This window comes from Leuconostoc sp. UCMA20149 (genome assembly GCF_030400235.1).
GTDB classification, from domain to species: domain Bacteria; phylum Bacillota; class Bacilli; order Lactobacillales; family Lactobacillaceae; genus Leuconostoc; species Leuconostoc pseudomesenteroides.
On the sequence record NZ_VJYC01000007.1, the window covers coordinates 46,868 to 71,240 of the forward strand.

Consider the following 24,373-nt stretch of genomic DNA (forward strand, 5'->3'; position numbering starts at 1 on the left):
ACGTATTCAATTATACATGAAGTGTCTTGAAATGCAAGGGCAATGACCTGATAGAGTGTGGTAAAATAATACAGTATATAAATTTGGAAGGAACTATCTCACACATGGCTGAAACAACAATAACACGTGACGAAGTTGCTCATGTCGCCGGTTTGGCTAAATTGGCGTTTAATGACACTGAATTAGACCAATTCACGACACAATTGAGTGATATTTTAAATATTTTTGATACCTTGAGTGAAGTTAATACGGATAATGTCGAGCCGACTTATTCTGTTACCGAGACTGTCAATCACTTGCGAGATGATGTCGCAAATAATTGGGGACAAAAGCAAGAACTGTTGGAGAATGCGCCTTTGGCGGCAGCTGGATTAATTAAAGTGCCAGCAATTCTAGATGGCGAGGGTGAATAAATATGACATTTAATTATTTTGAACATGATTTAGCCTCATTGCATGAGCAGTTGGTTAATAAAGAAATCACGGCAACGGAGTTGACCGAAGCCACGCTTGATAATATTGCCGCTACAGATGAACAATTACAAGCATTTATTTCAACTAACCCTGATGAAGCGCTAGCACAAGCAAAATTAATTGATGAAAAAGGCAATTTTGACAATGTGTTGACAGGTATTCCAGTTGGGTTAAAAGATAACTTGGCTACCAAGGGTATTCAAACAACGGGGGCCTCTCATATTTTGGAAGGCTTTAAACCAATCTATAATGCCACAGTGGTTGAAAAGTTATTCAATAATGGTGCCGTTTCAGTCGGTAAAACGAATATGGATGAGTTTGCGATGGGTGGCTCAACGGAAACTTCTTATTACAAGAAAACAACGAATGCATGGGACCATAGTAAGGTGCCTGGTGGGTCATCAGGTGGTTCTGCATCTGCCGTTGCGGGTGGACAAGTACCATTTGCTTTAGGCTCAGACACTGGTGGTTCCATTCGCCAGCCAGCTGCCTTTAATGGTATTGTTGGCATGAAACCAACTTATGGTCGCGTATCACGTTGGGGACTGTTCGCAATGGCATCATCGTTGGACCAAATTGGTCCTTTCACACGGACAGTTCAGGACAATGCTGCTGTTTTGAGTGCAATTGCTGGTTTTGACGCCCACGATTCAACAGCATCTCAGCGTGAAGTACCTGACTTTTCTAAGAAATTAACGGGTGATGTTAAGGGCTTGAAAATTGCTGTACCAAAAGAATATTTTGGAGAAGGTATTGATCCTAAAGTGGCACAGCAAGTTAAGGCTGCCATCGCTCAATTGGAGGCTTTAGGTGCTACGGTGGATGAAGTCAGTCTACCACACACAAAATATGGTGTCGCAGCCTATTATATTATTATGTCTTCAGAAGCTTCATCAAACTTACAACGATATGATGGTGTACGCTATGGTTTCCGAGCTGATGATGTTAAGAACTTGGAAGATTTATATGTTAAAACACGTTCAGAAGGATTTGGGGATGAGGTAAAGCGTCGTATCATGTTAGGAACTTTCTCTCTATCAGCTGGTGCTTATGACGCTTTCTTCAAAAAAGCTGCCAAGATTAGAACGTTATTAATTGAAGATTTTAACAAAGTCTTTGAAAAGTACGATGTAATCGTTGGACCAACTGCGCCAACTGTTGCCTATGGATTGGGTGAGGAAGTCGACGATCCAACAGCTATGTATTTGGCAGATGTATTAACCATTCCGGTTAATTTGGCAGGATTACCAGGATTGTCAGTGAACGCTGGTTTTGTTGACGGGCTACCAGTCGGTTTGCAAATCATTGGTAAACCTTTTGATGAACAAACTGTTTATCAAACTGGTTATGCTTACGAGCAAGCAAGTCACTTGTTTGATCAGCAGCCTGACATTGCGACAAAGTATTAAAAAGGAGGGGCACACAAATGGGAACTGGAAATTTTGAAACAACAATTGGACTTGAAGTCCACGTTGAAATGCAAACAAACTCTAAGCTGTTGTCACCCTCACCGGTACATTATGGTGATGAGCCTAATGAAAATACGAACGTGATTGATTTTGGCTATCCAGGTGTTTTGCCTGTTGCCAATAAAGGCGCGCTGGAATACGGTATGCGTGTGGCACTGGCGTTAAACGCAACTGTTTCACCATTTATTCGTTGGGACCGTAAGAACTATTTCTACCCTGATAATCCCAAGGCTTATCAGACAACACAGTCACAAACCCCCATTGGTACAAATGGTTATTTGGATGTGACTTTGGACGATGGTACAGTGAAACGTGTTCGCATTAAAGAAATGCACGTTGAAGAGGATGCTGGAAAAAACACACACGGTAGCGACGGTTATTCATATGTTGATTTGAATCGTCAAGGGACACCGTTGATTGAAATTGTGTCTGAGCCAGATATTGCCTCACCAGAAGAAGCATATGCTTACCTTGAACAATTACGTCAAGCCGTTTTGTTCACAGGCGTGTCTGAAGCCAAAATGCAAGAGGGGCAAATGCGTGCCGATGTCAATATCTCAATTCGACCATACGGATCAGATACTTACGGAACCAAGGTTGAAATGAAAAATATCAACTCGTTTAACTATGTTCGTAATGCATTGATATTTGAAGAAAAGCGTCAAGCTGAAGTGCTCCGCGCTGGTGGTGAAATTCGTCAGGAAACACGACGATATGATGAACCTACAAAGTCAACGATTTTAATGCGTGTCAAAGAAGGCGCTGATGATTACCGCTATTTTCCAGAACCTGATTTGTCACCAGTGGTTATCGATCAAACATGGATTGATGAAGTTGCAGCAAGCTTACCCAAGTCAGCTGGTGAGCGCCGCGACCACTATGTGAACGACCTTGGTATTGAGCCGTATGATGCTGAAGTGTTAACGCAGACACTGGCTATGGCTAATTTTTATGATGATACAATTGCCGCTGGTGCTGATGCTAAACGTGCAGCGAATTATTTGATTGGTGATGTCAATGCTTATATGAACAAACATCAAGTAGAATTGCAAGATACAGAGCTGACCCCAGAACATTTGGCGGGCATGGTGAAATTGATTGAAGATGGTACAATTTCAACCAAACAAGCCAAACAAGTTTTTGAAGCGATCATGACAGGTGAAGAGCCTGAGGCATTCGCAAAAGCGCATGGCTTAGTGCAACTAAGTGATCCCGATGTATTGTTAGCTTGGATTACTGAAGTGTTGGATAACAATCCACAATCAATCGAAGACTTTAAGGGTGGAAAAGATCGTGCTACGGGTTATTTGATTGGTCAATTGATGAAAATGTCAAAGGGACAGGCTAACCCAGGTGTTTTGAACAAGTTATTGTTGGCAGAATTAAACAAACGCTAAACCAACTGTTAATTTAGTGAAGCAAATGCATTGCTTCATGTACATATATTTCTCAGAAAGGAAACATGTGACTGACGTTACTATGTCGGTTAACATGCTTAACTATGAAACGAGCAAGAATCATCTATAATCCGACTTCTGGTCGAGAAGCAATTAAACGTGAAATGCTAGATATTTTATCTGTCTACGAAAAGGCTGGTTACGAAACATCTGCTTTTGCGACAACACCTGAGCCGATGAGTGCTGCTAAGGAAGCTAAACGAGCTGCAGAAGAAGGCTTTGATTTGATTGTTGCTGCTGGTGGGGACGGTACGATTAACGAGGTTGTGAATGGCTTGTCGCCCTTGAAGCAACGTCCTATGATGGCTGTCATTCCAGCGGGAACAACTAATGATTATGCGCGTGCTTTAAAATTACCTCGTGACGAACCACTAGAAGCCGCCAAGGTTATTTTACAAAATGAGACCATTAAAATGGATATTGGTCAAATTGATAAAGATGACAAGACAAAATATTTCATGAATATTGCGGCACTAGGGACCATTAGTGAAGTGACTTATGCAGTGCCATCATTGATGAAATCTTTGTATGGTTATCTTGCTTATTTGGTCAAAGGTGCAGAATTGTTGACTCGGATCAAACCGGTTAATGCGACGGTGCAATATGACGACGGTGAATATTCCGGTAGTATTTCCATGATTTTTTTGGCATTAACCAATTCGGTCGGTGGATTTGAATCAATTGTACCTGATGCACAACTCGATGATGGTCGGTTCACATTGCTCATTATTAAAGAATCAAATTTGGGACAAATACTACAAATGGTTGCCCAAATGATTAATGGTGGTAAGCATATTAACAACCCAAATTTGATTTATAAAAAGACAAATAAAGTTGAAATTTTGCCACTAAATAATGCCCAAATGAAAGTCAATATTGATGGTGAATATGGTGGAGATGCACCGATGGTATTTACTGATTTGCAGCAACATATCGAGTTTGTGGCTAACCGTTCAGGCATGTCTGAGACAGTTGTTAGTGATGCCAAACGCAAGTTTGTTGAAGCTGCAGAAAAATTAGAGAATTGATTATTTAGCAAACGTGTTCCTGTTGCAATTTTATTTAAGTGCGTATCAAAAGGCGCGAGAAAGTAGTTATTATCATGGCGAAAGCTAATCGAGTTTATCCAAAAAAAGTACCAGTTAGTAAGAACCAAGAAGTTGAAGCTGAAGTAATTGATATTACTTATCAAGGCATGGGCGTCATCAAAATTGATAGTTTTCCAATTTTTGTTGTTGACGCGATTCCTGGAGAGACCATCCGTGTTGTTGTGACGAAAGTTCTTAAGAATTATGCATTTGGACGTGTTATCAAGCGTGTAACTGTTTCGCCAGATCGTGTGTCCGACGTTGATCAAGTTGCAATTACAACAGGAATTGCGCCATTAGCCAATTTAAAGTATGATGCGCAACTTAAGTTTAAACAGCGTCAAATTGAACAATTATTCAAAAAGGTTAACGTACCAGTTACTGTTGCACCAACTATTGGGATGACCAATCCTACGGCTTATCGTAATAAGGCGCAGGTTCCGGTGCAAATGATTGATGGTCAACTGACAACCGGATTTTATCGGCGAGGCTCACATAAACTCGTACCAGTTGATAATTTTTACATTCAAGATCCAAAAGTGGATGAAGCAGTTCGTGTAACACGAGATATTCTGCGAGACTACAATGTATCTGCTTATGATGAACATACCAAAAAAGGTGTCGTCCGGCACATTATGGCTCGCCGTGGTTATTACTCACACGAATTGATGGTCGTTATTGTTACTAATACCAAACGTTTGCCTGAAGCCGAAGAAATTGCCGACAAATTACGAGCAAAGTTACCAGAACTAAAGAGTTTTATTCATAATATTAATAACCATGATACTAATGTGATTATGGGTGATTGGAATGAAACAATCTGGGGTGCGGATGATATTCACGATCAGTTAATGGGCAAAGATTTTGTGATTGGACCAAATTCTTTCTACCAGGTTAATCCACAGACAACATCTGTACTCTATACTTTAGCGGCCAAAAAAGCCGGATTGAAAGCCACGGATACAGTCGTTGATGCATATTCTGGTATTGGAACCATTACTTTATCAGTTGCTGATCAGGTGAAAAAAGTTTATGGTGTTGAAGTGATTGAAGGTGCTGTTGCTGATGCAGAAAAGAATGCACATAATAATCATATTGGTAATGTAGAGTTTGTGTTGGCTGATGCACCAGAACAAATGGTAAAGTGGGCAAATGAAGGCTTAAAACCTGATGTTGTGTTTGTTGATCCACCACGAAAAGGGCTAACTTCTGAATTGATTGAAGCAGTTAGTACCATGGCACCTGAGACTTTTGTTTACATCAGTTGTAATCCAGCTACTTTAGCACGTGATGCTGTCGAAATTTTAGCAAATGGTTACGTGATTGATGGCGACATTCAACCGCTCGACCAATTTCCACAGACAACGCATATTGAGAGTGTCACTGTCTTTAAGCGCGGTGTAAAATCATAATTTGACAAGACAAGTCAATCGTTCACGTGGCATCATTTGGTGTATGTGAGCGTTTTTATTAGCAAGTTGTAAAATATCGTATGGTAAAATTATAGTTATGAAAAGAGGCATTGATTATGGGCAAAACCGCTGATACACCGATGATGGTGCAGTATCATGAAATCAAAAAGCAATATCCTGACGCATTCGTTTTTTATCGTTTGGGAGATTTTTACGAGTTGTTTGAAGATGACGCTGTTTTGGGTGCAAAATTACTAGAATTAACGTTAACGGCACGTAATAAAAATGCTGAAAACCCAGTGCCGATGGCTGGCATTCCCCACCATGCGGCACAAAATTATATTGATATTCTAGTCGATCAAGGCTATAAAGTCGCCATTGTTGAGCAAATGGAAGATCCAGCCGTTGCACAAGGTATGGTGAAACGTGATGTTGTTCAACTGATAACACCTGGTACTAAGATGCTTGGTGGAGCAGGCAATGATAAGCAAAATAACTATTTAGCAGCAATTTTACCAGATGACCAGCGTTTCAGTCTCAGTTACATTGATTTATCAACCGGTGAGTTAAAAGTAACAACGATTAAGCGTTTTGAAGATGTGATAGATGAGTTACGTTCTCTTGAAGTTAAAGAAGTGGTGCTGTTAAAAAATGATGAACAAACAATCACCTTACAGCTGGCTAATCAATTAGGTGAAGAAGGGTTGGTAGTATCAACTCAAGAATCGGCTGAAGCGAATGCTACTGTGAGCTTTTTAACCAAGGGATTAGCCAATGCAAGTGAAGCAAGTGTTACAGCGCTTTTATTGAACTACTTATTTGATACGCAACGACGCAATCTTGAACATATTGTCCCCGCTGAGAGTTATGAGCGTCTTGCCTACCTTAAATTCAATCAAGATACCCGTACGAATTTGGATTTGGTCGAAAATGCTAGAACCCATAAAAAATCTGGTTCATTATTAGGTTTAATTGATGAAACCAAAACGGCGATGGGTGGACGCCTATTAAAACAATGGTTATTGAAACCATTACGCGATATTGATGACATTAACCATCGATTAGATGTTGTTTCGGCCTTTCAATCTGCTTTTTTTGTTCGTGGTGCGCTACAAGACCATTTAAAATCAGTTTATGATTTGGAACGATTGGCGGCACGTGCGGCAATGGGAACAATGAATCCCCGTGAACTGGTGCAGTTGAAGCGATCGTTATCTGCTATTCCGGGGATGAAATCAGTTTTGGCTGAGGGTGATATTATCTTGAGCTCGGCCGGTGGTGAATTAGATGCAATGGCTGACTTAGCAGGTTTAATTGATGAAGCAATCGTTGATGATCCGCCAGTTAGTGTTCGTGAGGGTGATCTGATTAACACAGGTTTCGATAGTAAAATTGACGATTATCGTCGTGTGTTAACAGAAAACCAACAATGGTTAGCACAGTTAGAAACGGATGAACGTGCTACAACAGGCATCAACACATTAAAAGTGAAATACAATAAAAACTTTGGCTTTTTCATTGAAGTGTCGCGAGCCAACGTTGCTAAGTTACCTGAAGGACGCTATGAACGGCGTCAAACCTTGACGAACGCAGAACGCTTTGTCACACCTGAATTAAAAGAACACGAAAGCCTGATTAACGAAGCTCAGCTTAAGCGAGCGGAACGTGAATACGAATTGTTTGTTACAGTGCGAGAGCGGGTCAAGGCTAACATCAATCGCCTTCAGACCTTAGCACGCCAAGTAGCGCGTTTAGATGTGTTAGCAAGTTTAGCAGATGTAGCGGACAGCCATCGTTTTGTTAGACCAACGTTTACGAATGACAATGTCATTGATATCAAACAAGGCCGTCATCCTGTCGTCGAATCGTTATTAGCCACTGGTGAGTTTGTTGCCAACGATGTTTTGCTTGATCAAGATACCAGTATGCAGTTAATTACAGGACCAAATATGGCCGGAAAATCAACGTACATGAGAGAATTGGCGTTGATTGTGATGTTAGCACAAATGGGCAGTTTCGTCCCCGCTGACAGCGCTGTGTTGCCAGTGTTTGATCAAATTTTTACCCGAATCGGGGCAAACGATGATATGGCAATGGGTCAGTCAACATTCATGGTGGAAATGGCTGAAGCCAATTTGGCGTTGCAAGAAGCCACTGCGCATTCCTTGATTTTATTTGACGAGTTAGGTCGTGGGACGGCTACTTACGATGGCATGGCACTTGCGCAAGCAATTATTGAATATTTGGATGCCCATGTCCACGCCAAAACACTTTTTTCCACTCACTATCATGAACTAACGGCACTAGCCAATCAACATGCAAGTATCGTTAATGTTCATGTTGGCGCGGTTGAGGATGAAGCAGGTAAGCTTCATTTTCTACATCAAATTCAAGTGGGACCAGCTGACAAATCATATGGTATTCACGTGGCAGCCTTGGCTGGATTGCCAGAAACATTAATTGCAAATGCTACCAACATTTTGAGCGGATTAGAGCAAGGCAGCATAACCAGTCAACCTACCAGTGAAACACCTGCGAGTCAGCAAGTAGCGTTGTTTAATGTGGACGCGGTAGATCAGAACACTGAAAAGTTGTTAGCAAAATTAGATCAGATTACAATTGCCACAATGACGCCCTTGGACGCACTGAATTTGTTAGCAGATTTGAAGAAATTGAGGTCATAAATTATGACACGTATACATGAATTATCTAATCTTTTAGCCAACCAAATTGCAGCGGGTGAAGTGATTGAGAGACCGGCTAGTGTTGTCAAAGAGCTGGTTGAAAATGCCATAGATGCGGGTGCCACTCAAATTGAAATTTTAGTTGAAGATGCCGGTGAATCAATGATTCGCGTCGTTGATAATGGTGATGGCATTGACCCTGAAGATGTGCCACTGGCATTTACCAGACATGCAACAAGTAAAATTAACGATCGCCATGATTTATTTAATATCATGTCGCTGGGATTTCGAGGTGAAGCCTTACCATCAATTGCCGCAATTGCAGACGTTACATTGAATACAACCACTGCCGCTTCAAACACCGGGCTCATGTATCATATCAAGGGCGGGAAGCAAGTGTCAGCAACACCTGCTAATGGACGTCGCGGAACGGTGGTAACGGTTAGAGATTTGTTTTACAACACGCCAGCGCGTTTGAAATATCTCAAACGCCCACAAACAGAATTAGCGCGTATTGCAGACATTATGAATCGTATTGCTTTGTCTTATGCTAATATTGCTTTCACTGTGACAGCCGATGGTCGGAATTTGTTGCAAACAACTGGTAATGGTAACCAGCAACAAGTGGTAGCTGCTATTTATGGTCGTGATGTTGCGCAAAAAATGGTTGAAATTGGTGGTGAAGATGATGATTTCAACGTGACTGGCTTCATTTCATTACCAGAATTGACACGAGGATCACGAGATTATTTAACCATTTTAATAAATGGTCGATTCATTAAAAATTTTGCAGTTTCGAATGCTGTTATTCGTGGCTATGGTTCTAAATTGATGGTTGGTCGTTTTCCAATGGGTGTAGTAAATGTCAGCACTAGTCCGTTGTTGATTGATGTCAATGTTCACCCGCAAAAGTCTGAGGTACGATTATCAAAAGAGACTGAATTGGCTGATTTAATTATCAAAACGATTAAAGACAGATTGGCCGATGAAAATTTAATTCCCGATGCCTATGAAAATTTGTACGGTAAACCTCAGGAGACTCATCAGCCAGCGCCCAAAGCTAAACAACTAGCACCGTGGACGTCAAGTGAAAAGCCACCGATAGTTGCGCCAGCAAAAATAGATGATGAAGCGGTTGTTGCCATAAGGGACAAACGTCAATTAACGGATTCAGCAGTAAAGTCTTTTGCCGAGAAGTATCAACATGAAGAGGGAATATTAATTTTTGACAGTGAACCAGTCAACCAGATTGCCGAAGAGATGCCGAGCTATCACGCCCAGATGATTGCTGATCAACAAATCCTTGATGTCGCGCCCAAAAGCCAGAGTGGTTTTCCAGAATTAGATTATATTGGACAAATGCACGGTACATTTCTATTTGCTCAAAGTAGTGAAGGGTTGTATCTTATTGATCAACATGCTGCTCAAGAGCGTGTTAAATATGAATATTATCGAGAAGAAATTGGGCTTGTGGGGCAGGATAAGCAACGTTTGTTAGTACCAATTACGATTACATATTCGGCAGCAGATATGTTGAAAATTGCTGATCATGAAACCGATTTAGAACAGGTTGGATTACATCTAGAACCTTTTGGGGCGACAACAGTGATTATTCGTGAACATCCAACGTGGTTTGTCAAAGGTCAAGAAGAAGATACGATTAAAGAGATGGTAGACTGGATTTTAAGGGATGGTCATTTAACCATTGCAGAATTTCGTGAACGAACAGCCATTATGATGAGTTGCAAACGTTCAATTCGGGCCAATATGCATCTGAGTGATTTGCAGGCACGTACACTTTTGCAATCATTGGCGCAGACAGAGAACCCTTATAATTGCCCACACGGACGTCCGGTATTGACAAGTTTCACATTAAATGAAATGGAAAAGATGTTTAAGCGCATTCAAGACGCGCATGAAGCTTGGGAAGAATATGATAATCATCCTTACTAATTTGGAGAAATGATGAATAACAACGATATTATTATTCGATTGCGCTACGCACTTAATATTAAAAATGCTGATATGATCACGATTTTTGATTTGGGCGGTGTCACAATTGATGAGCAACAATTACATGATTTGTTAACCAAACAGACACCAGAAGCTAAGCGAGATGAAAAAGTTTCAATCACAATGTTGGAATCTTTTATGAATGGTTTAATCATTTCACAGCGTGGTCATAAAACTGGTGCTGATTTGAAGCCGATACCACCGACGTTTGATATGACCAATGATGAGCGTATTAATAATGTGGTCATTAAAAAACTGAAAATTGCAATGGGTTACACTAGCGATGATTTAATGAGCTTTATGAAGACGGCGGGCATTACTATTTCTAAAAGTGAATTAAGTGCCATATTGCGACGACCAGATCATCGTAATTACAAGCCGGCTGGTGATCGCTATTTGCGTAATTTGTTGAAAGGCATGGCAATGACCTATCGCCCTGAGGATGTTAAACGTACTGCACGAAAACATTGACTTGTAACCGCTTTCTTTATTAGGTAAAATAGAAGTACAAGCTAATCAAAGGAGCTCGCGATGACTGAACGAACATTTATGATGATTAAACCAGATGGTGTGAAACGTGCTAAAATTGGTGAAATTATTAAGCGAATTGAGAATAAAGGTTACCATATTACCAAAATGAAAATGGTATTGCCGGATGAAACTTTGTTAGCACAACACTATGCTGAACATGTTGGCAAATCATTTTATCCATCTTTATTGCGTTACATGACCTCTGGACCGGTTATTGCAATGGTGGGTGAAGGCACGAACATAGTTGCTGGTTGGCGTACACTTATGGGCACGACTAACCCAACAAAGGCCGCACCGGGAACGATTCGTGGTGATTTGGGTCGTGAATGGGATGTTGAAGCGATGATGAACATTGTCCATGGTTCTGACTCAGTTGAAGCTGCCGAGCGTGAAATTGCGCTATGGTTTGATGAAGATTAGCTAAAGTATTGTCAATAAAGGAGAAAAAGCATGGCAGAAGACAACAAATTTCAAAACGCTACTGATAAATTGATTGGTAAAGCAAAAGAACTTGAAGGTCGGTTGACCGGTGATAAAGAGCGTGAAGTTGAAGGAAAGACACAATCACTAAAGGGTCAAGCAAAAGATGATGTGCAAAAAGTACGCGATACGGCACATGACGCTGTTGATGCTGCCAAAGGTTTTGTTAAAGGCCTCAAGGGTGACAGTGACGACAAAGACGCCCAGTAATTAAGAGAAAATCACTTCTAACAAGTGATTTTTTTTATGCATCAACTAATTAAAGTTATCAATTTCGTAAAAATGATTGAAAAATATGCTAAACAAATGCCGCCTACCATCGTAGAATGCCTTAAAGTTTGGTAAAATGGTATATATGGCCTTTGGAGACGAAAAAACATGCATTTTGAGCAAATAGAAATATTAGAACAACAATCTTTGGCACCCTACGCGTATACGCAAGCCGGAGGCGTTGTTGATTACCTCGCAATTCCAAAATCACAAAATGATTTAAAAAAGTTACTCATTTGGGCAAAAAATAAAGCAATGCCTGTGCAAGTGTTTGGACGACTATCAAATTTAGTGGTTCGAGATGGTGGCCTACGTGGATTAACTATTCTATTGCACGATCTGCATGATGTGCAAGTTAGTGATCATATGCTTATTGCAGATGCTGGTGCGGATCTCATCTGGGTTGCTGAGCAAGCGCTCGAACATGGTTTGACTGGTCTCGAATGGGGCGCAGGAATACCGGGCACTGTTGGTGGTGCAGTATTTATGAACGCTGGCGCGTATGGTGGGCAAACTGATATGGTCGTAAGTTCAGTAGATGCCTTGTTACCTAGTGGTGAGATAAAGACATTTAGTAATGAAGCGATTGACTTTGATTACCGCCACTCAATTTTTCAAGATAATCATGGCATTATCTTGCGAGCAACATTTACCCTGCAATCAGGGGAACCTGAAATGATTAAAGCTCGTATGGATGAGAATAACTTTAAGCGTGCGAATAAGCAACCCCTAAATTATCCATCCAATGGTTCGGTGTTCAAACGACCAACTGGTTATTTTGCTGGGAAGCTCATCATGGATTCCGGTTTGCAAGGTGTCAGAGTTGGTGGGGTTGAAGTGTCACAGAAACATGCTGGATTTATGGTTAATGTGGCGCATGGTACAGGAAACGACTACGAGGATTTGATCAAATTTGTTCAGCAAACAGTTCAAGATAAATATGGTGTGACATTGGAAGCAGAAGTTAGAATTATGGGAGAAAGATAACACATGGCAATATTAGAATTAATCGTTATATTAATTATTGCTGTTACGGTTTCAAATGTTATCTCTCATTTCATTCCCGAAATTCCAGTTAGTTTGTTCCAAATTGTGATTGGGTTATTTTTGGCCTTTGCATTTGGTATTTATGTTGATGTTGATTCGCATTGGTTTATGTTGTTATTTATTGCGCCATTGCTATTTAATGATGCTTGGCGCTTCCCAAAACGGGAATTATGGGAATTACGTGGTCCAATTTTAGGTAATGCCATCATATTAGTTCTATTGACTACGCTAGTAGGTGGTTTCTTCATTCATTTATTAATTCCACAGTTTCCTAGATCGGTTGCCTTGGCATTAGCTGCAGTTGTATCACCAACTGATCCAGTTGCTGTGCAAGCTATTGCTAGACGTGTCAAATTACCGGCCAACGTGATGCATGTTGTTTCTGGGGAAAGTCTAATCAACGATGCCAGCGGTTTGGTGAGCTTCAACACCGCCATTAAAGCCACTGTTGCAGGTACTTTTTTGATTGGTAGTGCGATTGGTAACTTTTTCTGGATGACCATCGTTGGTTTGATTGTTGGTTTGGTGATTGGTAGTTTTGTAAGTTGGTTACGAGATTCATTTGATCGTGCTGGTTTAAATGATGTGGTTTTTCACACTGTTGTGACATTAGTAATGCCTTTTATTATTTATTGGATTGCAGAAGGTGTATTTCATTCATCTGGGGTTATTGCTGTTGTAGCTGGTGGTGTCTTGTCCAAAATTTTAAGCGACCAGCATATTAATGCGCGGTCCCCAGAAATTAGCGTGGTAGCCGTTCGAACATGGGAAATTTTTGTTTATTTACTTAATGGCACAATCTTTGTGTTACTAGGAATTGAGTTACCAGCTGCTATGACTAGTATTTTTCGTAGTACCCAAATACATACCGGTATGGCAATTTTCTACGGTGTTACTGTCTGGTTCATTGTATTTGCTATCAGGACGGTTTGGGCGTACGGGACGCAAATTACTTACCATTTACAACATAGAGAACGACGTGTTTCATTTCGAACAGCTGTCACGTCTGGTTTGACGGGCGTGCGTGGCGCCGTTACGATGGCAGCGGTGTTGACAGTGCCGTCCGTTATTGATGACGGTAGTGCATTTCCACAGCGTAATTTGCTCATTTTTGTGGCAGCAGTTGTTGTGATTATGAGTTTGTTAGTCGCCACTGTGATGCTTCCGATTGTGACTAAAGAGCGGGCAACTCATGATTTTACGCAACCTGAAATTGCTGAAGTTGAGCCAACTGCACCAAAAAAGAGTAAAGTTGATTTAACAGAAGCACAGGCTCGTATTTTTGCGATTCAAATTGGGATACAAGTGTTACGCGAACAACAAAATGATGATAATCGTACTATCGTTTACGAGCTGATTAGTCGCAAACAACAAACTATGGCACAAATCAGACGGCAACTTGATAAGAAAAATCCATCCCACAATGTTGAAAATGACCGAGAACTACGTTTTGTGGCTTTAGAGGCACAGCGTGACCGTTTGCGGCAGTTATTGGCAGATGAAATGATTTCCGTGCTTACTTATTCTGCACAGACGAGGCGATTAGATCGTCTGGAAAATTTAATTAATTCTGACCAACATTATCATATTTCAACGCAATGGTTATTGATTCTGATTAGACGTGGACTACGAAGCATTAGAATTTGGCTTTCAGATGAGTCAACTGACAAATTTAGACAAGAAACATCGCTAGCCATCACAGAAACTTCTAAAGCAGCAATTAAGGCGTTATCTGAATACATGGAAAAGTATAACGGTGATACTGTTTCACATCGAATGGAACGGCAAGCTGCTTATAATTTAATTGTTGGTTATCGCAATCGTATTGAAAATGAAAAGCATGATGATACCCCTGAGCAGCGCGATTTGGACGATAAAAATCGTATGGAACTTGAAGTTAAAGCGTTGAATGTTCAGCGTGAAACAATCCAGCAACTTTATGAACAAGGTAGAATTACGCGTCAGGCGGGCATTAACATTCGTCAATTTATTAACTATGCTGAAACAGCAGCTTTAGCAGGAAGGGATGAAGAGTAACAACCATGGATATTTTATCTTATTTTACTTTGAATAATCTGATGCATCTTGTGGATATTGCCATCATTTGGTTTCTGCTCTATAAAGTAATTCAATTTGTTGAAGGCACGCGTGCGCTACAAATTTTATTTGGTGTCGGTGTCGTTATTTTAATTAAAGTTGTGAGTTGGTATATTGGCTTGACGACTTTGTCTTGGTTGATGGATCAACTCATTACGTGGGCACCAATTGCGTTGGTCGTTATTTTCCAGCAAGAAATTCGACGAGGGCTTGAGACTTTGGGACGACGTTTAACATGGCGTCGTCAGCATATTGATAATGCTAAGGAACAGCAACTTATCAAGAGCCTTGACGAAGCCTTACAGTATATGTCAAAGCGTCGAATTGGTGCACTAATCACGATTAAACGCGACACGAGTTTAGATGAATATATTAAAACTGGTATTAAGTTAGATGCTTATATTACCAGCCAACTCTTGATTAATACATTTATTCCTAACACTCCGTTGCATGATGGGGCGGTGATCATTGATGATGATCGTGTTGCCGTAGCAGCGGCCTATCTGCCACTTTCAGAAAGCACGCGTATTCCAAAAGAATTGGGAACGCGTCACCGTGCTGCCGTCGGCATTAGTGAGGCAAGTGATGCGATTACGGTAGTTGTTTCTGAAGAGACTGGTGAAATTTCCATTACACAAGATGGTGATTTATTGCGACACATGGCACGTGATGCCTACATGAATTTCTTTGAGCGCCAGTTCATTGCACCAGTTAATGAGGCTGCTGCAAAACATTGGTGGCAAAGGAGTGGCGGGGGGTTAGCAAAATGAAAATGATTGGTCATTCAAAAACTGTTAACTTAGTGGTCTCTTTGGTCATGGCAATTCTTTTGTCAGCCTACGTCTTAAGCACTCGTTCCGCAACAACAAATGGTAGTGGCTCAGGTAATTTTTCAACGCTAGTCCCTGAAAAAAGAGCAACCTTGAGTGTTCCCCTTAATTTACAATTTAATTCCGACAAATATGTTGTGGTCGGCGCGCCATCAACAGTGAAGGTTGGTATTGAAGGTTCCATAGCGTTGGTGGCAGCTGCCCAAAATCGTAACGATATCCAAGCTAGCGCTGATTTAAGAGGGCTAGGTGTTGGTAAACATACTGTTAAATTAGCACTTCGCGGTGTTAACGCTTCTCTAACATCAACTGTGACACCCCAAACAATTACTGTCACAATTGCGCGACGAAAAACCGCCACCGTGCCAGTCAAAGTAACTTATGATCATACTAAAATTGCTACGGGCTATGCTGTTAGTGGGACATCAGTAGATCCCAAATCGGTCAAAATTTCAGGGCCTAAAGCTAATGTTGAGGCAGTGACATCGGTTGAAGCTGCTGTCTCGTTAGATAATAATACTAAAAGTACGATTACTAAGTCTGCCAAACTCGTTGCACGTGATAAAAACGGTGTAGTAGTTGAAGTTAACATTGATGCTAGTTCTGCCAGTGTTACTTTAAATGTTGGACCTGAAGACAGTAAAAAATTGTCTCTTTCAGCCACTCTTAAAAATGCCAATGGGGCTAACTATACAGTCACTTTTGATCCAAAAACTGTGACAGCGTATGGGGCATCTGATATACTGAATTCGATTAGCACGTTATCTGTTCCGGTTGATGTGACTAATATTACGAGCAAAACAACTGTTTCGGTTGACTTACCTGATCAAACAGGAATTGATCATTATAGCGTGACGAAAGTACAGGCGACGGTGACACCTGCAACTGATAGCAGTACATCATCAAGTAGTAGTTCAAGCTCTTCTTCCGATTCCGCCAGCACTTCCTCATCAAGCAGTAGTTCTAGTGCCAGTAGCAGTCAAAGTAGCTCATCATCATAAAAGTAAAGGACGATAATTATGTCAGATATTAAATTAAAATATTTTGGAACAGACGGTGTTCGTGGCGTTGCTAATCAAAGCTTGACACCAGAATTAGCTTTTCGATTGGGCCGAACCGGCGGTGCAATTTTGACAAAACATGCACAAAACTCCGATAAGCGACCAGTGGTTATTGTTGGTCGTGACACACGCATTTCAGGTGAAATGTTACAACAAGCGATTGTGGCAGGATTTTTATCAGTAGGTATTGATGTGTTGCGTTTAGGTGTTATTACAACACCGGCTGTTGCCTTTTTAGTTGAAAATTTGGAAGCGGATGCTGGGGTTCAAATTACCGCTTCTCATAATCCCGCTGCTGATAATGGGATTAAGTTTTTTGGTAATGACGGTTTTAAATTGTCTGATGAACTTGAATATGAAATTGAACAGTTACTTGATGCCCCTGAAGACAACTTACCACGTCCAAGTGCTGATGGTATTGGAATTGCTAACAATTATCCTGAGGGCGTACAAAAGTATTTGGAGTTCTTGCAAAAGACAATTCCAACCAACCTAGAAGGTATGCGTGTTGCTTTGGATGGCGCTAATGGCGCAACTAGTGGCTTATTGGCGAGATTATTTGCTGACTTGGGAACTGATTTCATTACACTGGGTACCGAACCAAATGGTATTAATATTAATGATGGCGTTGGCTCAACTCATCCAGAAGCATTATCTGAATTGGTCAAAGGTAGTGAAGTTGATGCAGGATTAGCTTTTGATGGTGATGGTGATCGCTTGATTGCCGTAACAGAAGATGGCGAAATTGTTGATGGTGATAAAATCATGTTTATCACAGGAAAGTTTTTAAATGAACAAGGCCGGCTTAAGCATAACACAGTTGTGTCAACTGTAATGAGCAATATTGGCTTTTATAAAGCCTTAGCCGAAAATGATATGCAAAGCATCAAAACAGCTGTTGGTGATCGTTATGTTATGGCTGAAATGATGGCTAATGATTATAACCTTGGCGGAGAACAATCCGGTCATATTATTTTCAGAGATTGGGCTACGACTGGTGACGGTTTGCTGACAGCCTTGCAGCTGCTTTACGTGATGCACGAAACCGGTAAAAAGCTTTCTGAACTAGCTGCTGAAGTTTCAATTTATCCGCAGAAATTAGTGAATGTCAAAGTTGCTGATAAATTTGCTTTGCAACATGATGCTGATGTTGTTGCAAAAATTGCTGAAGTAGAAACAAAGATGTCTGGTGATGGTCGTGTCTTAGTGAGGCCTTCAGGAACTGAACCACTACTGCGTGTGATGGTCGAAGCGGCGACACCAGAATTGGTCGAGCAATATACATCAGAAATTGTTGACGTTGTACGTGAAAAAGCTGAAATTTAAGGTAGATAAAGTTTTTATCACATGATATTTTTTGACGACTGTAATTTATCAAAATATACAGTCGTTTTTTGATATAATAGACTGTATACTATGCTTTAAAAGGACGAGAACGTGTCACAAGACAGTTTTAAAAAACATATATTAACGCAATATGGTATTCGTTTTAATGACGAAACACTATTAACTGAAGCGCTGACTCAGCGCAATTATCTTAATGAACACCCTGATGACAAAGGACATGACTACCAAAGATTGGAATTTTTAGGTGATTCTGTCATGCAAGTGACTGTTGCAGAATATCTATTCAAACGCTATCCAAATTGGCATGAAGGTCAATTAACCGAGATGCGGATTGCAATGGTGCAAACACGATCTTTTGCGCATTTTGCCCGTTTAGTTCATTTAAATGAAGGTATTCGGTTGGGCAAAGGTGAAGAAATGAGCGGCGCGCGCGATCGCGATTCATTACTAGAAGACATCTGGGAAGCCTTTATTGGGGCCTTATACTTAGATCAAGGGCCAAAAGAAGTGAACCAATTTCTTGATAAAACATTGTTCGCAGCGATTGATACTGATTTTTTTGACAGATTCATTGACTTTAAAAGTCGATTGCAAGAACGTTTGCAAGTAAAGGGAACAGTTGATATTGCTTATCGCACAGAAAAGGAAGAACAGTTAGCAGATAATACACAATTATTTGAGGCAAGTGTATCTGTTGATGATAAAGAATTAGCGCGCGGGACTGGGAAGTCAATTAAAGATGCTGAAAAAGCAGCGGCGCGAACTGCCTTAAAATTATTGGAAGATAATGTCAGCCTATGAAATTGAAATCACTTGAGATTAGCGGATTTAAGTCATTCGCCGACAAAACAATGATTGAATTTATGCCAGGGATGACTGGTATTGTTGGTCCAAATGGATCAGGAAAATCAAACATTATTGAAGCAATTCGCTGGGTAATGGGAGAACAAAGTGCTAAAGATTTGCGTGGGACAAAAATGTCCGACGTTATTTTTGGTGGCACCAATAAACGTGGCGCACTCAACCGTGCAGAAGTAGCCATTACATTTGATAACAGTGATCATTATGTTAATTCGGATTTTAGTGAAATTCGTGTGACACGTAAATTGTACAGAAGTGGCGAAAGTGTTTATCAAATTAATGGTGTTGAAAGCCGCTTGCGAGATATTCACGATTTATTTATGGATACCGGACTAGGACGAGAAAGCTTTTCAATTATTTCTCAAGGTCGCGTGGAAAGTATTTTTAATGCTAAACCAGAAGACCGCCGTGGCATTATTGAAGAAGTAGCTGGTGTATATAAATATAAACAAAATAAAGAAAAAGCACAGAAAGAGTTATCACAAACGAGCGATAATTTGTCCCGTGTTGCTGATATTATTCACGAAATTGAAGATAGAATTGAACCTTTGTCTGAACAATCCGCCCAAGCTACTGATTATTTATCTCAAAAAGAGCGGTTTGACACTTTAGATAAGGCGCGTTTAGCTTTAACAATACATGCTGTTGATGTACAAGCTGAGCAAGTCAAGGAAAAATATACAGATCAACAGAAACAAGTTGCAACTGCCAAAGCCACCTTGTCACAAATTAACGACATGTTATCGCAAAAAAGGCAGGAACGTGTCAGTCAGCAGTTGAAACGCGATCAACTTCAAAATGATATTTTAAAATTGACGCAAATTCATGAGCGCATGGTTGGTGCACAAAACTTGAGTCAACAACAAACGACTACTTTGGAGCGTGATATTGACGAGGTGACACGGTCAACTGCTGCGGTAAATGAGAAAATATTAGCGTTATCGTCGCAAATTGCGCCACTACAACAGCAAGAATCAGAACTAAAACAACAAAAATCAATACTAAAACAAAAGCTGACACAGTTTGATGATATGACACAATCAGAACTCAAGTCTCAACTGCAAGCCGACATCGAGAAAAATCGTCATGCTTATATTCAAATAATGCAAGATATTGCAGCGTTGCACAATGCTAAAGTGAATGACGATAAGCAATTGGCTCAAATAATAAGTCGTTATCAGACTCTATCTGAGCGATTAAAAAACGAGACGGGCATCATGTCACAAGCACAGCAAGAAGTGGCTAATTACCAGCCAAATGATGCGGCACAACAGGATGTCTTGGCACTAAAACAAGATGTTGCAAAAAGGCAAGAACAGTTTGATCATGCTGCAAAGGCGTATAAACAAGCTGAAACAAATTGGTACAATACATTAAATGATCTTAATAAAGTTCGTAGTCAACATGATGCTTTAACAGCGATGGATGATTATGCAGGATTTTACCAGGGTGTTCGGGCCTTAATGAAACCCCAAGTAAGAAATCAATTTGTGGGTATCAAAGGTGTCGTAGCAGAATTATTGACGGTACCTGCAGCTTATACATTAGCTATCGAAACGGTATTGGGAGGAATCTTACAGCAAATTATTGTAGATCAAACCAGTACAGCCAAGTCAGTTATTGCTTACTTGACAAAAAATCGAGCTGGTCGTGTGACAATTTTGCCAATTGATACAATAAAGCCACGTCATTTAAATGGTTTAGAACAGGCGCGCAGGATGGCTGGTTTTATTGGAATCGCTGCCGATTTAGTGACTATGCCTGAAGAAATGACGGCCATTAAGACAAATATTTTGGGACATATTGTGGTTGCTAAAGACTTGAACAGCGCCACTGAAATTGCAAAAGCTAATCAATATCGCTTTCGTATTGTGACTCTTGATGGACAACTAATCAATGCCGGCGGTTCAATGACAGGTGGCGCAACACAAAAGAGAGGCGCAACGATTTTGAGTCGCCAAACTGAAATTGCAACGCTTACTCAGAAAATAACTGATTTAGCAGAACAATCAAAATCACAAGAGCTTGAATTGCAGGCGCAACGACGCGATGGCGAAAACATTAGAGAGTCTCTGGTTGAAGCGCAAACAAAGCTAAAATCTGCCAATGATGATGTCCAAAAAGTTGACTATGAATTGCAACGCAAGCAAGACACATTGCAACAGCAAAAACGCGTTGTTCAGGCGCTTGAATTTGAGCTAAAGGACATTGAGTCGCAGCAAGAGGAGTTAGCGACACAACTACAGCGTTGTGAGTTAGAATTAGATGAAAAGCAAGCACAAAAACGGGCACAAGAACTTGAATCTCAAGAATTATCTCGAGCTTTGGAATCGGCTTCTAACAAGGCGCAAAGCCATAATGAAGATAAAGTTGCTATCCAGACAGAATATGTCACTTTAACCGGTAAGTTAGAAACAGTGACAAGTCAACTCGCTATTCTGAGAAACCAACAACAGGAGTTAGAATCTCAAGCTGCAGGTCTTACAGTTAAACGCAATGATTTACAAGAAAAATTAACGGCAACACAAAATGACATCGCGACAGAACAACAAGTTTCAGAAACGGTTGAAAAACTTGCAAAAGTCCAAAAAGAACATGATGATACTAGCCAACAGCTAACAATTATCACTGATAATTTATCTGTTTTGGAAACACAGTTTGCCAAACAACAAGAAACGCTACGATCGGTGATGGCATTAGAAAGTGATCTTGCGGCACAACAAGCTAGGCTCACGACACAAAATGAGAATTTATTGGCACAACTAGAATCACAGTATGATATTAGTGATAGTCAAGGCCTTTATCAGCAATTAGCTGATTTGAATCTAGAAACAGTCACGGATCAACTGAAACTTATCAAGCGTAGCTTGGATGAAATTGGTAATGTTAATATTGGTGCCATTGAAGAATATGAAGCGGTTAAGCAACGTTTTGATTTTTTAACACAGCAGCGTGATGATTTGTTATCTGCAAAAGATAATCTGCTACAAACAATTGATGAGATGGATGAAGAAGTTCAAATTCGCTTTAAACACACATTTGACGCTGTTGCACAACATTTTGGTCGCATTTTCACCCAAATGTTTGGCGGTGGTCGTGCAGAAATTAAGTTGACAGATCCAGAGCATCTCTTAACGACGGGCATTGATATTACGGCACAACCACCTGGCAAAAAGTTCCAACAAATGAGTTTGTTGTCTGGTGGTGAAAAGGCGTTGACAGCTATTACGTTATTATTTGCCATTTTACAAGTCCGTCCAGTGCCGTTTGTAGTACTTGATGAGGCCGAAGCAGCGTTAGATGAAGCAAACGTGGCGAGGTTTGCGCGTTATTTACACGAATTTTCTGGTGAAACACAATTTATTGTCATTACACATCGAAAAGGTACAATGATGAATGCCAACTTATTATATGGTGTGACAATGCAAGAAGCTGGTGTATCGAAAATGGTGGCTGTTGATTTGGATAATATGGCTGAAACGGCTTCCTAAATATGGCGTGATAAGATGATTACCAATAATGAATAAAGGAGAAACAAATGGGATTATTTGATATTTTCCGTAAAAAGAAGAATAACGTTGAGCCCGAATCAACGACTAATTCAGAAAGTTTGTCAGAATCGCAATTTGAAACTTTATCACAATCAAACAGCGAAACAACGACGAGTAGTGCTTTAACACAACCGGTTATGGAACAAGTTGGTTTAGTTGATGAACGCGAAGCTGATGAATGGTCAAAAGCGCTTGACAAAAAGAGTGAAGCGATTCATGATCTGCCAGAATCAGAATCAGAATCAGAATCAGAATCAGAATCAGAATCAGAATCAGAATCAGAATCAGAATCAGAATCAGAATCAGAATCAGAATCAGAATCAGAATCAGAATCAGAATCAGAATCAGAATCAGAGGATGAAATTGAACGAAATGAGCAGCAGGTTTATGACGAAGGCTTGAAAAAATCACGGACAGGATTTGCTGAAAGATTTAATCGCTTTTTAGCTAATTTTCGTACCGTAGATGAAGATTTTTTCGAAGATCTGGAAGAAACTTTAGTCGGTGCTGATGTTGGTTTTGATATGGCGATTAAAATCAGTGACGAATTGCGAGAAGAAGTTAAATTAGCCAATGCCAAACGCAAAGAAGATGTGCGTGATGTGATTATCAAAAAAATGGTTGATTTATACGAAGCAGATGGTGTAAATGAAGATACACAAATGCATTTTGCACCAAATGGCAGTACTACCGTGATTTTGTTTGTCGGTGTTAATGGTGTTGGTAAAACAACAACAATTGGTAAGCTTGCCAGCAAGTACCAACAAGCAGGAAAATCTGTTTTGCTGGCGGCTGCGGATACATTCCGAGCTGGCGCTACCAAGCAATTACAAGAGTGGGGCGAGCGAGCAAATGTGCCTGTGGTTGCTGGTAAAGAAAAAGCTGATCCGGCTTCTGTTGTCTTTGAGGCGGTTGCTAAAGCACGCGATGAACATTATGACATTTTATTTGTCGACACGGCTGGCCGTTTGCAAAATAATGTCAATTTAATGCAAGAACTAGAAAAAATGAAGCGCATTATTCAACGCGAAATTCCTGATGCACCACATGAAGTTTTGTTAGTGCTTGACGCGACAACTGGCCAAAACGCATTACAGCAAGCTAAACTATTCAAAGATTCTTCGGACGTAACTGGCATCGTTTTGACTAAAATGGATGGCACAGCAAAAGGTGGCATCGTCTTTGCCATTCGAAATGAAATGCATTTGCCAGTCAAATGGATTGGATTTGGTGAAAAAGCGAGCGATTTGCGCGAATTTAAGCCAGAAGAGTTTGTCTACGGATTGTTTAAAGAGTTGGTATCGTGATGGATTTAACCAAAAAAAATCATATCAATGCGCTATTTGGTTTTTATGATCAATTGTTGACCGAAAAGCAACAACAATATTTACAATATTATTTTGAAGATGATTTTTCAATTGTGGAAATTGCAAATGCAGAAAGTGTTAGTCGACAAGCGGTTTCCGACAACATCAATCGGGCAATCGAATTACTAGAAAAATATGAAAGTCTTTTGCACCTACAAGCTAATTTTGAATCACGACAAGTGATTGAAAATGAAGTGGAAGAATACATTAATACTCATTATAAAAGTGATGATGTGTTAAAATTATTGGTGCAGAAGCTTTTAAATACAGAAATGGATAACTAGAAGGGAAACGTGTCACCTGTGAATATATCGCAGAAAGGACATACTCTAAAA

Annotated in this window: 19 protein-coding genes; all 19 read left to right on the forward strand. The window is 40.3% G+C overall.

Translation table 11 applies throughout. The features are described from left to right. Nucleotides 1–104: 104 nt before the first annotated feature. Nucleotides 105–413 (forward strand): Asp-tRNA(Asn)/Glu-tRNA(Gln) amidotransferase subunit GatC, encoded by a 309-nt coding sequence (gene gatC, locus FF105_RS07000; protein WP_010275758.1) that lies wholly within the window; start codon nucleotides 105–107, stop codon nucleotides 411–413. 2 nt (nucleotides 414–415) lie between these two features. Next, entirely contained in the window at nucleotides 416–1,882 is a 1,467-nt protein-coding gene (gene gatA, locus FF105_RS07005) for an Asp-tRNA(Asn)/Glu-tRNA(Gln) amidotransferase subunit GatA (protein WP_010275762.1), read from the forward strand. A gap of 17 nt (nucleotides 1,883–1,899) precedes the next feature. Further along, nucleotides 1,900–3,339 carry an Asp-tRNA(Asn)/Glu-tRNA(Gln) amidotransferase subunit GatB gene (gene gatB, locus FF105_RS07010; RefSeq protein ID WP_010275767.1) on the forward strand — a complete coding sequence of 480 codons (1,440 nt, stop codon included), beginning with the start codon at nucleotides 1,900–1,902 and terminating at the stop codon, nucleotides 3,337–3,339. Nucleotides 3,340–3,443: 104 nt separating this feature from the next. Then, complete coding sequence (locus tag FF105_RS07015; protein WP_004910532.1) at nucleotides 3,444–4,427, forward strand: diacylglycerol kinase family lipid kinase; 984 nt, start codon at nucleotides 3,444–3,446, stop codon at nucleotides 4,425–4,427. A gap of 74 nt (nucleotides 4,428–4,501) precedes the next feature. Next, the gene (gene rlmD, locus FF105_RS07020; protein WP_010275773.1) at nucleotides 4,502–5,899 is read left to right on the forward strand and encodes a 23S rRNA (uracil(1939)-C(5))-methyltransferase RlmD; all 1,398 of its coding nucleotides are present in this window, start codon (nucleotides 4,502–4,504) and stop codon (nucleotides 5,897–5,899) included. 116 nt (nucleotides 5,900–6,015) lie between these two features. Next, a complete protein-coding gene (gene mutS, locus FF105_RS07025) occupies nucleotides 6,016–8,583 on the forward strand; it encodes a DNA mismatch repair protein MutS (RefSeq protein WP_010275777.1) in 2,568 nt (855 codons plus the stop codon). 3 nt (nucleotides 8,584–8,586) lie between these two features. Beyond that, entirely contained in the window at nucleotides 8,587–10,536 is a 1,950-nt protein-coding gene (gene mutL, locus FF105_RS07030; protein WP_010275781.1) for a DNA mismatch repair endonuclease MutL, read from the forward strand. Between the two features lie 12 nt (nucleotides 10,537–10,548). Beyond that, nucleotides 10,549–11,067, forward strand: coding sequence for a DUF1456 family protein (locus FF105_RS07035; protein ID WP_010275787.1), 519 nt, complete (start codon nucleotides 10,549–10,551; stop codon nucleotides 11,065–11,067). Nucleotides 11,068–11,127: 60 nt separating this feature from the next. Next, the gene (gene ndk, locus FF105_RS07040; RefSeq protein WP_010275790.1) at nucleotides 11,128–11,547 is read left to right on the forward strand and encodes a nucleoside-diphosphate kinase; all 420 of its coding nucleotides are present in this window, start codon (nucleotides 11,128–11,130) and stop codon (nucleotides 11,545–11,547) included. Nucleotides 11,548–11,577: 30 nt separating this feature from the next. Next, nucleotides 11,578–11,817, forward strand: coding sequence for a CsbD family protein (locus FF105_RS07045; protein ID WP_010275792.1), 240 nt, complete (start codon nucleotides 11,578–11,580; stop codon nucleotides 11,815–11,817). Between the two features lie 168 nt (nucleotides 11,818–11,985). Beyond that, nucleotides 11,986–12,864 (forward strand): UDP-N-acetylmuramate dehydrogenase, encoded by an 879-nt coding sequence (gene murB / locus FF105_RS07050; RefSeq protein WP_010275796.1) that lies wholly within the window; start codon nucleotides 11,986–11,988, stop codon nucleotides 12,862–12,864. Nucleotides 12,865–12,867: 3 nt separating this feature from the next. Next, nucleotides 12,868–14,961, forward strand: coding sequence for a Na+/H+ antiporter (locus tag FF105_RS07055; RefSeq protein ID WP_010275799.1), 2,094 nt, complete (start codon nucleotides 12,868–12,870; stop codon nucleotides 14,959–14,961). A 5-nt stretch (nucleotides 14,962–14,966) separates the two neighbouring features. Beyond that, complete coding sequence (cdaA, locus tag FF105_RS07060) at nucleotides 14,967–15,791, forward strand: diadenylate cyclase CdaA (protein WP_010275802.1); 825 nt, start codon at nucleotides 14,967–14,969, stop codon at nucleotides 15,789–15,791. After that, the gene (locus FF105_RS07065; protein WP_010275805.1) at nucleotides 15,788–16,852 is read left to right on the forward strand and encodes a CdaR family protein; all 1,065 of its coding nucleotides are present in this window, start codon (nucleotides 15,788–15,790) and stop codon (nucleotides 16,850–16,852) included. Before cdaA ends, FF105_RS07065 begins: the two co-directional genes overlap by 4 nt. A gap of 18 nt (nucleotides 16,853–16,870) precedes the next feature. Then, on the forward strand, nucleotides 16,871–18,238 hold the full coding sequence (gene glmM, locus FF105_RS07070) for a phosphoglucosamine mutase (RefSeq protein WP_010275809.1): 1,368 nt from the start codon (nucleotides 16,871–16,873) through the stop codon (nucleotides 18,236–18,238). 111 nt (nucleotides 18,239–18,349) lie between these two features. Next, nucleotides 18,350–19,060 carry a ribonuclease III gene (rnc, locus tag FF105_RS07075; RefSeq protein WP_010275813.1) on the forward strand — a complete coding sequence of 237 codons (711 nt, stop codon included), beginning with the start codon at nucleotides 18,350–18,352 and terminating at the stop codon, nucleotides 19,058–19,060. Then, nucleotides 19,057–22,611: a chromosome segregation protein SMC gene (smc, locus tag FF105_RS07080; protein WP_290046521.1), complete on the forward strand. Its 3,555-nt coding sequence runs from the start codon at nucleotides 19,057–19,059 to the stop codon at nucleotides 22,609–22,611. Before rnc ends, smc begins: the two co-directional genes overlap by 4 nt. Nucleotides 22,612–22,658: 47 nt before the next feature. Continuing rightward, entirely contained in the window at nucleotides 22,659–23,978 is a 1,320-nt protein-coding gene (ftsY, locus tag FF105_RS07085) for a signal recognition particle-docking protein FtsY (protein WP_290046522.1), read from the forward strand. Further along, complete coding sequence (gene ylxM / locus FF105_RS07090) at nucleotides 23,978–24,322, forward strand: YlxM family DNA-binding protein (RefSeq protein WP_139967374.1); 345 nt, start codon at nucleotides 23,978–23,980, stop codon at nucleotides 24,320–24,322. The genes ftsY and ylxM overlap by 1 nt, the downstream gene beginning before the upstream one ends. Nucleotides 24,323–24,373: the final 51 nt, after the last annotated feature.